11 protein-coding genes are annotated in these 12,793 nt (G+C 37.0%); 8 read left to right on the forward strand and 3 right to left on the reverse strand.

Annotated features, from left to right (window positions below; all coding sequences use genetic code 11):
- Window positions 1-10: 10 nt before the first annotated feature.
- The 8 genes from LEP1GSC195_RS09820 to LEP1GSC195_RS09855 are packed head-to-tail and all read left to right on the forward strand — an operon-like array spanning window position 11 to window position 9,669.
- Window positions 11-1,759 carry a HAMP domain-containing methyl-accepting chemotaxis protein gene (locus LEP1GSC195_RS09820; RefSeq protein ID WP_015682697.1) on the forward strand — a complete coding sequence of 583 codons (1,749 nt, stop codon included), beginning with the start codon at window positions 11-13 and terminating at the stop codon, window positions 1,757-1,759.
- Between the two features lie 7 nt (window positions 1,760-1,766).
- Window positions 1,767-2,270, forward strand: coding sequence for a chemotaxis protein CheW (locus LEP1GSC195_RS09825; RefSeq protein ID WP_015680887.1), 504 nt, complete (start codon window positions 1,767-1,769; stop codon window positions 2,268-2,270).
- A 3-nt stretch (window positions 2,271-2,273) separates the two neighbouring features.
- The gene (locus tag LEP1GSC195_RS09830; protein ID WP_015682525.1) at window positions 2,274-4,154 is read left to right on the forward strand and encodes a chemotaxis protein CheA; all 1,881 of its coding nucleotides are present in this window, start codon (window positions 2,274-2,276) and stop codon (window positions 4,152-4,154) included.
- Complete coding sequence (locus tag LEP1GSC195_RS09835; protein ID WP_015680720.1) at window positions 4,151-5,194, forward strand: protein-glutamate methylesterase/protein-glutamine glutaminase; 1,044 nt, start codon at window positions 4,151-4,153, stop codon at window positions 5,192-5,194. The genes LEP1GSC195_RS09830 and LEP1GSC195_RS09835 overlap by 4 nt, the downstream gene beginning before the upstream one ends.
- Complete coding sequence (locus tag LEP1GSC195_RS09840) at window positions 5,191-6,447, forward strand: sensor histidine kinase (RefSeq protein WP_015682229.1); 1,257 nt, start codon at window positions 5,191-5,193, stop codon at window positions 6,445-6,447. Before LEP1GSC195_RS09835 ends, LEP1GSC195_RS09840 begins: the two co-directional genes overlap by 4 nt.
- Before the next feature lies 1 nt (window position 6,448).
- Entirely contained in the window at window positions 6,449-6,808 is a 360-nt protein-coding gene (locus LEP1GSC195_RS09845; protein WP_015682684.1) for a response regulator, read from the forward strand.
- Window positions 6,809-6,815: 7 nt separating this feature from the next.
- Window positions 6,816-7,196 carry a response regulator gene (locus tag LEP1GSC195_RS09850; protein WP_015682172.1) on the forward strand — a complete coding sequence of 127 codons (381 nt, stop codon included), beginning with the start codon at window positions 6,816-6,818 and terminating at the stop codon, window positions 7,194-7,196.
- Entirely contained in the window at window positions 7,183-9,669 is a 2,487-nt protein-coding gene (locus LEP1GSC195_RS09855) for a PAS domain-containing sensor histidine kinase (RefSeq protein ID WP_015680894.1), read from the forward strand. The genes LEP1GSC195_RS09850 and LEP1GSC195_RS09855 overlap by 14 nt, the downstream gene beginning before the upstream one ends.
- On the opposite strand, the gene purM is transcribed toward LEP1GSC195_RS09855, so the two are convergent.
- From purM to LEP1GSC195_RS09870, 3 genes are read right to left on the reverse strand one after another with little or no spacing between them, the layout of a single operon-like run.
- The gene (purM, locus tag LEP1GSC195_RS09860) at window positions 9,662-10,687 is read right to left on the reverse strand and encodes a phosphoribosylformylglycinamidine cyclo-ligase (protein WP_015681372.1); all 1,026 of its coding nucleotides are present in this window, start codon (window positions 10,685-10,687) and stop codon (window positions 9,662-9,664) included. The two genes, LEP1GSC195_RS09855 and purM, sit on opposite strands and share 8 nt — an antisense overlap.
- A complete protein-coding gene (gene murI, locus LEP1GSC195_RS09865; RefSeq protein WP_015682421.1) occupies window positions 10,680-11,489 on the reverse strand; it encodes a glutamate racemase in 810 nt (269 codons plus the stop codon). The genes purM and murI overlap by 8 nt, the downstream gene beginning before the upstream one ends.
- Window positions 11,490-12,791: a pyridoxal phosphate-dependent aminotransferase gene (locus LEP1GSC195_RS09870; RefSeq protein ID WP_015681906.1), complete on the reverse strand. Its 1,302-nt coding sequence runs from the start codon at window positions 12,789-12,791 to the stop codon at window positions 11,490-11,492. It lies immediately after the preceding gene.
- Window positions 12,792-12,793 lie beyond the last annotated feature (2 nt).

Here is a 12,793-nt window from a genome sequence, read left to right on the forward strand (position 1 = left end):
GGGGAAAACTATGAAATGGATTCATGATTTAAAGATTCGGGTCAAATTACTTTTGGCATTTATGGTCACCATTCTATTGATGATAGTGGTTGCTGGTGCCAGTTTCTACTCTGCACGGCAAATTTTAGCCTCACTCCACACTGTGTTTGAAGACCGCGTGGTTCCGATTAGCCAAATCAAAGAAGTATCCGATGCTTATCTGATTGGAATTGTCGATTCAGCAAATAAAGTCCGCGCTAAAAAGATCACTGTTGAGGAAGCTCTCGAGTCTATAAGAGAATCCGAAACTAAAGCAGATGAAATTTGGAAAGTGTATTTAGGAACCTATCTTGTTCCTGAAGAAAAAGCGATCATCGATCAGATGGAAAAAGAATTTCCACCATTGAAAGCTGGTGTCAAACAACTTCGGATCCTCCTTGAAACCAGAAACGAGGAAGAATTAGAAAAATTTGTCACTGTAGATATGTATCCTATCTTTGAACCTCTTACTCACCACTTGGATGATTTGATCCGAGTGCAACTTAAGGTTGCTAAAGAAGAATACCATAAGTCAGAAGCACAATTTAAAAGTTCTTTAGTCATTGTTTCTGGTGTTGTCATTCTTGCCTTCGTTATGGTTTTTCTCATTGCGATCTTCTTCTCTGATTCCATTGCCGCACCGATGAAAAAAATTGTGGAAGTAGCACAAACTGTCTCTATTGGAGATTTGGATGTAGACTTGGATACCGAACATAAAAGATCGGCTAATGCGAAAAATTTAGAGGGAAATGAAATTCAACAACTATCGCAAGCATTTATGGAACTCGTTTCCTTTATTAAGGAACGTGCCGAACACTTAGAACGGATTGCAAATTCTGATCTCAGTGCCGATGTCACTCTCAAATCGGAACGTGATCAATTGGGCTTAAGTTTACGTCGCATGCTTGTCAACTTATCTGATGTTGTGGAAAAATTATATTTCTCATCACAAGAAGTAGATTTGGGGGCCCAACAATTGGCCGATGCAAGCACATCCTTATCCGAAGCTGCCAGTGAACAAGCAAGTGCCGTTGAAGAAATTTCAGCAACGTTAACAGAGATAAGCAATAGTTTCTTAGCAAATGCAGAGAACGCGGAAAGGATGACCGACTTTTCAGAATCTACTGCCAAACAGGCAATAGAGGGAAATTCCAAAATGAAGGATTTGGTTTCTGCTATGGGTGAAATCAGTAGCTCCTTTGATCAAATTTCGAAAATCAATAAAGTCATTAACGACATCGCCTTCCAAACCAATATATTAGCACTCAACGCAGCAGTAGAGGCAGCTAGGGCAGGACAACATGGAAAAGGATTTGCCGTCGTTGCAGAAGAAGTAAGAAACCTTGCCCAAAAGAGCGCCAATGCTGCTGATGAAACAACTCTTCTTATAGAATCTTCTATGAAGAAGGTAAAACTTGGGAATGAAGCGACGGAAAAAACGGCAGAAGTCCTCGGGAAAATTTCAGAAAGCGCAGATAATGTAAGTAGCCTAACAAAAGAATTAGCTCTTTCCATCCATGAACAAAAATCTGCCGTCTTACAGATCACCCAAGGAATTGATCAGGTAACAACCGTTACTTCAACCACCGCGGCATCGGCAGAGGAAGTAGCTGCATCCAGCGAAACCTTGAAACGCCAAGTGGAAATCATGCGCTCAGTCATTATGGGTTTCAAACTCAAAGAGGATACCTCCAAAACAACCGCCCTCACTCGGGTAGAAAGACCAAGAATCGTATTGTAGGCCAACAATGAGCCAAAATTTAAAATCATGGGATGTCGATACAGACGAAGATACAATGAAAGATTTGTATCTTTGTTTTAGCCTGGAAGAGAGAGACTATGCATTTGAAGTTCGCCATCTAACAGAAATTCTAGCCCTTCCCGCAATCACTACCATTCCCGGTACAGCACCATTTTTGAAAGGTGTCATCAACATCCGCGGAAAAATTATTCCAGTGATGGATGTTCGTTTGCGATTTGATATGATTTTTAAACCTTATCACGAAAGAACCTGTGTTTTACTCGTTGAATTAGACGGGTTACCCCTTGGTTTGATTGTTGATACAGTAAACGATGTATTAAAAATTCCTCAAGAGAATATTGATTTAGCACCAAAGATAGGTGAATCAAAATCTTCGCGTTTCATCTATGCTACAGGAAGAGTGGGAGATACAGTAAAGATCTTAATCAATTTACAAAGGTTACTCACAGAAGAAGAGGCGCATTTGATTAAGGATATTCCGGGAAACTAATCCATGGAAAGAGATGATGTATTAGAATACTTACTAGAAGCACGAGAAACACTTGAAAATATCGAAAAGGATTTACTTCATTTCGAGAAATCAACATTAGATGGTAGTCGAGTAGACAGAGATCTCCTTGATACCCTATTTAGACATTTCCATACCATCAAAGGAAGTTCTGGTTTTTTTGGACTTACTGCCATTGTAAAAATGGCACATGCAGCAGAAAATCTTCTGGATTATTTACGAAAAAACCCAGAAGACCAAGATGAAGATACTCTTGAATTTCTAATCACTGCCCTTGATTATTTAAATGAATTAGTGGAACATGAAGAATCCTCTCCATCGGGTGGGGATTTTTTTTCCGAAGAACAAATCCTTTTTCTGAATAAGTTAAATCAAAAGAATGATTCCATCCGATTACGGTATATGCAAACGCCTGAAGAAGTGCCCGCCTCACAAGCAAATGCCGAATTTGGTTTGTTTGGTGATGATTCAGCCAATGAAAATCCTAAAGAAGAATTTGGTTTGTTTACGAATATAGATGAACCCACAATAGCAAAGGAATTCGGTCTATTTATAAACGACTCCCCTCCAAAACCAAACGAAGAATTCGGTTTGTTTCTAAAACCAGATCTTAATACAACAAAAGAAAGAATTCCAAAACCAGAAGAGAACCTAAAAAACGAAAAGAAAACCATCACAAAAAAAGACATACGAATCGATACTGATAAGTTAGATTCGCTTTTAGATATTGTGGGAGAAATTGTTATCACTGAACCTATGGTTACTGACCATCCGGATATCAGTAAACTTAAGTTAGAGAGTTTTCAAAAAACTGCATTACAATTAAAAAAGCTAATCAGAAATCTCCAAGAAATCACCCTCAGCCTTCGAATGGTTCCTATTGCGGGAGTCTTTTCCCGAATGGAACGCCTTGTGAGAGACACAGCAAAAAAAACAGGAAAACAAGTAAAACTTATCATCTCTGGCGAAGACACAGAAATTGATAAGTCCATCATCGAAGAAATGTATGATCCTCTTGTGCACATCATTCGAAATGCGATCGATCATGGATTAGAAACTCTCGAAGAAAGAAAAGAAGCCGGGAAACAACCGCAAGGAACCATCCAACTAACAGCAACTCAGTCGGGGAAAGAAGTTTGGATTGAAGTGCGTGATGATGGCAAAGGACTCAGTCGAGAGAGAATCTCAAACAAAGCAATTTCTCTTGGCCTCATTGGTCATTCTGATGCAGAAACTCTTGAGGACAAAGAGGTTTGGGAATTTTTATTCTATCCAGGATTTTCTACAGCGAAAGAAGTAACCGATCTTTCTGGAAGGGGTGTGGGATTGGATGTTGTGAGAAAAAATGTTACAACTCTAAAAGGTTTTGTGGATGTATTTTCTGTTTTTGGGCAAGGAACTACCTTTCTGATTCGTGTTCCCTTAACTCTAGCCATCATCGAAGGACTAGTGGTTCGCAAAGCAGATACTTATTTTATTTTGCCTTCTATAGATGTAAAAGAATCTATATATATCTCAAATGAGCCAATTAATGAATTGTACAAAAACAATCATAGTATACAATACAGAACCAACCAAATTTCTCTTGTTGATATTAATTTGTTATTTGGAAAAGATTCTGATTTAAATGATCAGAGAACATTAAAAGAAAAATACGTCATCGTCACTGAGTCACACGAAAAACAAATGGGGATTGTCTTTGACGAAATTCTTGGTAGCCAATCGATTGTGATTAAACCTATTTCTCCCATTTTTAAAAACATCAATGGACTTGCTGGTTGTACTATTTTAGGGAATGGTCATGCAGGTTTAATTCTTGATGTTAGAAAATTGATCAGCCAACATCTATCCTCGGTTACAATATGAAAAAACATACAGTAATTGTTGTCGATGACCAAAGGTCTGTGAGAAGTATGATCAAACGTTGGATTGAATCCGATCCGAACTGGGAAGTGATTGGTGAAGCAGCAAATCCTTATGAAGCTAGGGATTTAATTATAGAAAAACTTCCAGAAGTGATGACATTAGATGTTCACATGCCAGGTATGGACGGGATTGTTTTCCTAAAAAAACTCCTCCCTCAATATCCAATGCCAGTTATCATGTTTAGTTCTTCCACAACAGAAGGTGCCAATATCACTTTAGAGGCTTTAGAAGCTGGTGCCTTTGACTATGTAACAAAACCCATCGGTACTCCCGAAAGTTTAGTCGAAGCAAAAGAAGATTTACTTTCCAAACTATATGAAAGTTTAAATTACAATCTCGCAAAACTAAGTTTTCCTTCGAAGTCGGAAGCACTATCCCCTAAAAAGACAAATGCAAAAACAACGTTCAAACGAAAATTTATTTTGATTGGATCTTCAACGGGAGGAACTACCGCCTTGCGAATGTTACTCAATGACGTAGACGAGACTTTTCCGCCTATTCTCATCGCACAACATATGCCAGAGAACTTCACCACCTTGTTTGCACAAAGACTCAATTCTGATCTCAAAATCCATGTAAAAGAAGCAAAAGATAAAGAAATATTACAATCCGGGCATGTCTACATTGCTCCAGGGAATTACCATTTAGGAATTCAAAAAATTGGCTCAGAATACTATACACAAATCCTACAAACTGATAAAAAAAATGGACATAGGCCGTCAGTGGATGTATTGTTTGAATCTGCAATCGAACAAGATATAGGTGGGAGCAGCATAGGCATTATACTTACAGGTATGGGAAGCGATGGGGCTTCTGGACTTCTAAAACTTAAAAATCAAGGTTGCCTTACGATTGGCCAAGACAAGGAAACTAGCGTTGTTTACGGAATGCCAAAAGTAGCCCACGAATTAGGAGCTGTAACCTACCAAGTCCCTTTAAATGGGATGGTAGATAAAATTAAGGAAATTGCATCATTATGATTCCGCACTGTTTGATACTCGAAAGTGATAGCACAAGATTAATAGCAGATCTATTGAAAGATATTGGTTATACATTTGAAAGAGTAAACCTTTTGGATGAGATATCTCCAAGATTAGAAGAAGGAAAATTTCATTTCTTAATCTTTCACGTAAATGATGTAGAACAAATTGTTTCCAGGGAAAAACTTTCCGAATTTACGAAGCATTTTCCACAAACACTTATAATCTTAATTACTGACACTTCAAAATGGGATATCACCGCTTCTCTATTAAAACAACATTCCGTTTACGATTATATCCAAACACCACTTTCTTCAAGCCATATCCAATTCACATTGGACCGATCACTTCAATTCTTATTAACAAAACTTAAGTCTCAGTTCATCCATGAAGCAGAAAACCATTTATACAAACGTATGGTGGAAATCTTCGATTGGAAAAAGTCCCTTTCACATAAAGAAAACGAAAACATTGCCGCCGACATCATCCATCAAATGAACATCAACTTATTCCAAGGAAGTGGAATAGGCACACTCATGAGTGTTGTCAGCATATTGATTTCAAAAAGTAAATTAGACCAAGAAGGAAAAAATTATTCTATACCCAAACCCGTAATGGATCTGCTATCAGAGAACTATGAAGCTGCAAAAAGTATGTTCGACAGTATGTCTATTTCGCAATCAGTAATAGACGACGAAAGTATAATTGATAACAAAGAATCTCCAAAAAAATTACTTACCATCATAAATCAAGAAATGGAAACCTTGAGCGAAGCTCTTGCAATCAAATCCCAAAAAATCAATCTAAGCCAGATTCCGATATCTGCTATCGGGAAAAAAATCCGTCTTGATGAAACAAAACTGTCTTACGTAATTCGTGAAATATTCTTAAATGCAATCAAGTATTCAAAGGAAAAAGATGTAATTTATCTAATCTTCTTTCATAAAGAAAATTTTTTAGAATTAAAAGTCATTAATCCTGCTTATCAAAATAGCGACGGAACGAGTGGTATCCCCGAAAAATTTGAATCCTTTGTATTCGAACCTTTTTTTCGGATTTCCTCCGTTGTAGATGATAGTTATGCGAAATTCGAACAATTTAGATTTGGACTCGGCTTATCACTTGTCAAAAAGATTATGGACCAACACCAATCCAATGTTCAAATCTATAATATTGAAAATAATTTTAGAAATGAAAATACAAAAGATATATGTTTAACAATTCGGTTCCCATTACTAGACGAGGAGAAATAAAATGGCAAGAATATTAACGGTAGATGATGCACCCGCAGTTTTAAAAATACTAAACTTGGTATTAACAACAGAAGGTCACGAAGTGACTTCGGCGACAAATGGAATGGAAGCGCTCCAAAAATTAGAAACCTCAAGTTTTGATATTGGTATCTTTGATGTAAATATGCCAGGGATGACTGGGATTGAGTTAACTGAGAAAACATTAAAATCAGAAAATGGCAAATCTATGAAAATTGTCATGTTGACCACAGAATCAAGCGATGAAATGAAAAACAAGGGTAAGGCTGCTGGTGCCGTTGGATGGCTCGTAAAACCATTTGCAAACGAGTCACTTATCAAATTGATCTCTCAGCTAGTTTAAAAACAATATGGCTTCGATTCTTGTAGTAGATGATTCTTCTGCTGTTTTAAAAATTGTTAGGTTAGCCTTAAGCAGCCAGGGCCATACGGTGATTACTTGTAATACGGGTGACAAGGCCCTAGAAATACTAAAATCAGATCAATCCGTTCATTTAGGAATTTTTGATTTTAATATGCCTGGAATTAGTGGAATCAACTTAATCCGAGAAACAAAGAAGATCATACAAAATAAAAAATTTAAACTACTCGTTCTCTCGGTTGAAGATAAACCCGAAATCATTTCTAACGCATTATTCAACGGCGCAGACGCATGGATGATAAAACCGTTTAACAACGAACAATTAATCAAACAGGTAACGGAGCTTCTCGACACCGATGCTTCCCTTTGAAGTAAATGTAATTTTTGCAATCACTGTTATTTCCGTAGTTTTTAACGCTACGATGGCATTCATTATTTACTTTCTATCTAAACATTCCAAATCAGAAGTTAAACTTGGTTATACGGCAATTTTTCTAACGATTCTGGTATTTCGCAACTTAGCCCTTTATATGTTTGGGACAGAGAACGAAAAAATCTTTTTTTTCTTTTCTGAAAGTTGTGCTATTTTTGGTTCTTTCCTTTTGATTGCGGCTGTTTCTCCCATCATCACAAAGAGAATTAGTTTACCTTTTTTATTTTCTCTTTGTATCTTTATATATGTTTTATTTGTATCTCTACTCTTAACAGAAATTCCTTTTTTTTGGATGGCTTTACCCTCTTCCATTTTTAACGCAGGAGCCCTCGTTCTATTTGGGCTTATAGTATTTAAATTAAATACTTACCCTCGGGCGTTTAGATTATATTTTTTGGCAATCTGTTTAATCATAGCTCTCCAAAGGATCACCTTTCCCTACCTGTTTGGTTTAGAATGGTATAGACCTCTGGGTTATATCATCAATACACTATTTATGTTTTTATTTGGAGTCGGATGTATTCTCTTCAACTTTAACATACAAACCAAAAAGCTAAACTTATCCCTAGAAGAACTGGAACTATTACAAAAAACAATCAAAGATGTAAACGTTCGCTTACTTATCATGTACAACCAACTTCCAGCGATTATTTATAATATCGAATTCTTACCAGAGCCAAGAATTTCTTATATAAGTCCAAAAATGGAAGAAATTACTGGTTACGGATTGAATTTCTTTTATGAGAATTCTGAATTTTTCAAAGATATTGTGATTCCAGAAGATCAACATAAAATTTCTGAATTATATGCTGGCCATTCCCCTATTATACTTAGGATGATTCATGCCAATGGATGGTTAATTTGGACAGAACATTATGTGAATGTTTCTTTTGATATACTGGGCATTGAAAAACGGATCGATGTAGTTGCACTGGATATTACAAAATCAAAAAAAACCGAAATCTCATTATTACAGGAAAAAAATCTAAACACTACTGTTTTTGATAATGCTGCGAACTTAATTTTGTTAACAGATGCAAATGGAATGATCGAAAGTATCAATTCTGCTGCGCAAGCAATTTTAGGCCTTAGAAAAAATGAAGTCATCGGGAAATACATTCAGGATGTCATTCTACTTCCAGAAGATAGGGAATACTTGAAAGATGTTTTGGACGACGTAACCGAAATTCAAAAAATTGCCGAGAGCCTAATTTTACGATGTGTTACAAATTCCAATCAGGTCCTTTTTTTAGAATGGCGACTTGGCATCATTCGTGATAACAAAAACGAACCGTTAAAGATTATTTGGATTGGTATCGACCAAACATCAAAACGAGCTGCCGAAATTGAACTCAAAGAGTTAAACAAATCTTTGGAAGAAAAAGTAAAAGCAAGAACCAAAGAACTCCAATCCAGTAACTTTGAACTCAACTCTGCACTTTATGCTTTGAGAGAAGCACAACAGAAGTTAATTCAAAATGAAAAGATGGTTTCTTTGGGACAGCTTGTATCTGGCCTTGCACATGAAATCAACAATCCGATTGGAATGATCAAATCATCTGTGGAAACACTAATTTCCGAATGGGACGAAGAAAAAATTCATGAATCAAACAGTCGAATTAGTGAATTAATCCAATCTATCCTTGAGACAGATTCAGGTGGCCTGCGGATCTTAACTGGACTATCCAATAGGCAAGCCCGTAAATCTCTGACTGAAAGTCTCAAACAGCATTCAGTTCCATTTGAAGAAGAACTTGCTGAACTTTTTGTTGATTCGGGGATACGGAATCTCACACACCCAATCATTTCTAAAATTAAATCAGTAATTCGAAACAAAGAAAACTTTCAAACATTACGTAGATTATTACTCGTTAAACAGTCATCCGAACATATATTATACTCAGTAAGAAGGCTTTCAAAAATTACTTACACGCTTAAAAACTTTGCTGGTTTACAATCCAATTTAGAACTCACCGATTATTCATTAACCGATACAATTCATTCTGCAATTTCACTTTATAAGGAGCATTTTTTAAGAGATATAAACTTGATTCTTAATTTAGAATATAGTGGCAATGTTCGGTGCATACAAGGCGATCTTATCCAACTATGGAGTCAAATCATTTGGAATTCCATCCAGGCGGTTGCTTCCAAAGGAACTATACAGATTAGAAGTTATAAAAAATTGGATACTGTGTATGTAGAAATTGAAGACTCGGGGGGCGGAATACCACCTGACAATCATTCAAAAATCTTTATGCCCTTTTTCTCAACAAAAACAACAGGAGATGGTTTAGGACTTGGCCTTTATCTAGTAAAAGAAATCGCAAATCGGCACAATGCAAACGTTGATTTTGAATCTAACCAAGGAAGGACAATTTTTAAGGTCGGGTTCCCTTTAACTACTTAATTAAAATTTTTCCAGTAGAATCAGTTTTACCAATCAAATGCGCTTCTTCACCTAGAGATTGTAGTTCACTCATCACAACATCGACTTGAGAAGGTTCTACCACGAGTATGTAACCAATCCCCATATTGAAGGTTCCATACATATCATGACGATCCAAAGAATGGTCCTTTTCTAGTTTAGAAAAAACATAATTTTCCGGCAGATTACTTATCTCTGCACCAATCCCCGAAGGTAAAACTCGAGGAATGTTTTCATAAAACCCACCTCCAGTAATATGAACCATCCCCTTGATAGAAAACTTTTCGATTAAAGATAATATCGTTTTTACATAAATTCTAGTCGGTTGAAACACATGATTTTTCAAAAATTCTAAATCACTTGAGGAAGAAGGTAATTTGCCATCTTTTAATAACAATTTGCGAATGAGCGAAAAACCGTTGCTATGTGGACCAGAGGAACCAAGTCCAATAATAGAATCGCCAGCTTTTATAGTACGTCCATCAATCATCTTTTGTTTTTCAACAACACCCACCACAAATCCAGCCAAATCGTATTCATCATCAGGCATTACTCCTGGATGTTCAGCGGTTTCTCCACCAACAAGGGCACAATCAGCTAATGTACAACCTTTCACAATACCTGAAACGATAGCTTCCATTCTTGGCAAAAAGAGTTTACCACAAGCAATGTAATCTTGAAAGAACAAAGGTTTTCCACCGTTCACAAGAATATCATTCACACACATGGCGACCAAATCAATACCAACTGTATCATGAATGTCTAACAAACGAGCTATTTGAAGTTTGGTTCCAACACCATCAGTTCCAGACAAAAGAATTGGTTCGTTATATGATTTCAAAAAACTAACATCGTAACAGGCCGCAAAACCACCAAGCCCACCCAAAACATTTTTGTTATGAGTTGATGCTACATTAGATTTGATTCTTTGTACAAACTCTTGTCCTTTTTCGGTATCAACACCTGCTTCTTTGTATGTAACTTTGTTTGAATCAGACATGGAGTTTTCCTGTGGTAGTATTGATAAGAGAAAGAGTATGGTTCGGCGTGATTGTTTTGGCAATCCTGCCTGCTAAATGAACGTAATCAGAGTCAGAAGTGTTTAGAAGTATATCTAATTGGTTTTTGTTTTCTTGGAAGTCAGGCAAATTTAAAACTCGTTTTATATGCTGTGTAGTTCCCAAATTCCCATCATATACTTTTACCTTGGGATAATTATAAAGTATTCTTTCTTTGAGAAATACATAATGTGTACAACCTAAAACAAAAACATCGCAGTCTTTAACTACAGTTCTGATCTTAGAATCAAATAAATTCCAGGCATCTTCCCAAAGATCTTTATCAATGAGTTTGGCTAAACCTTCGCAAGCAACAGGAAGAATCTCTGTACCTATAGGAAAACCAGATACTAAATTTTTAAATTTATCTTCTTTTAAAGTAAGCTCTGTGGCAAACACCGCAATTTTGACTCCAGGATTTTGATTTACCGCTGGTTTCAATGCAGGTTCCATTCCGAAAATCGGGATAGAATGTTTTGCGCGAAGAAAATCGGCAGCCGCTGATGTTGCCGTATTACAAGCAAACAAAACAGCTTCGCAATCTTTCTCTAATAAATACTCAAAAGCATTTTTAGAAAGCTCCAAAACTTCCGCTTTAGATTTTTGGCCATAAGGAGAATTTACTAAATCACCAAAATAGATATAATCGATATTAGATGTTTCTTTCCAAAGCGTTCGAAGAACCGATAGTCCCCCAAGACCCGAATCAAAAATCCCGATTTTATACCTTCCACGAGAATTCATTTAGGATGCTAAATACTTCCTGATATTTTCTGCGAGAGTTTTATAAATCCATTCAAACTTTGTTTCGTCTTCTTCGAGTAAGGTGACTCGGAATCCATTCCGATTACAACAGAAGGAACTGAGTGGAACCACACAGATCCCAGCGGAAGCTAACAGGTGCAAAACGAATCTTCTATCAAGAGCCGCTTTTTCCATTAGTGGGGCCACGAAGTCGCGAACTTTCGTATTGGAGATGGGAAGTGTCATCTGTGGCTTCAAGGCACCATCTTCAAACAGAACGGTTAAATAAAACGCACCCTTTGGTTGTATGACTTTCACTCCAGGAATTCCTGTAAGTATAGAAGTAGCTTTCTCTGCACGTTTTTTGAATTTCTCGTTTCTAAATTTTAGATGATTTAAAAACTCAGGATGAGAGTAAACCAGTGGAATGGAAAGTTGAGGAAGAGTAGTAGAACAAACTTCCAACATTTTTGCATCTAACAAAGACTTGATGTATCTTTCGAAAGTTGGATCATTTTTACGATTAAAAACTTCAAGCCAACCACAACGAGCACCGGGCCATGGAAATTCTTTGGAGATTGATCTTAAAGCAAACCCACAAACTTTATCACCAATGACTTCAGATAAATGAATGCTACCCCATTCCGAATAATTTACATGCGCATAAGTTTCATCACAAATTAAGATGATATCATATTTTTCGCAGATTTTGACAATCTCTCGCATCACTTCCTTAGGATATACAGCTCCTGTAGGATTGTCTGGATTGATAAGAAGAATTCCTGCAATGGAATCGTTGTATTTTACTTTATTCTCAATGTCTTCTAAATCGGGCATCCAATCATTGTCGGGATTTAGTTCATAAGTTAGGTGTTCGTAACCTGAATGGGCAGCTTCTGCAGAAGATAACGTAGAGTAGGCGGGAGATGGTCCAAGTATCCTTGCTTCTCGTCTCATAAATCCAAATATTTTTGCAACCGCATCCCCAAGACCATTGAAAAAAAGGATGTCCTCAGAAGTGATTTGTGCCCCACCTCTTTCATTCACTTTGGAGGCTAAAAATTTGCGAGTGGTTTCATCCCCTTGGGTTGCCGTATAGGCCCAAGATTTGTTTTGGGCGACAAGTCCACTAACAATATCCTTCATCCAATTAGGGACGGATTCTCCCTTCTGGATGGGATCACCAATATTTTCCCAGGTGATCGCAATTCCCATTGCCTCAATCTGTTTGGCAAGGGCGACAATCTGGCGGATTTCATAAATGAGTGCATCAGCACCCGAGTGGACTATATTTCTTCTCATAA

Origin of the sequence: Leptospira wolbachii serovar Codice str. CDC (assembly GCF_000332515.2) — a bacterium.
Lineage (GTDB): Bacteria > Spirochaetota > Leptospiria > Leptospirales > Leptospiraceae > Leptospira_A > Leptospira_A wolbachii.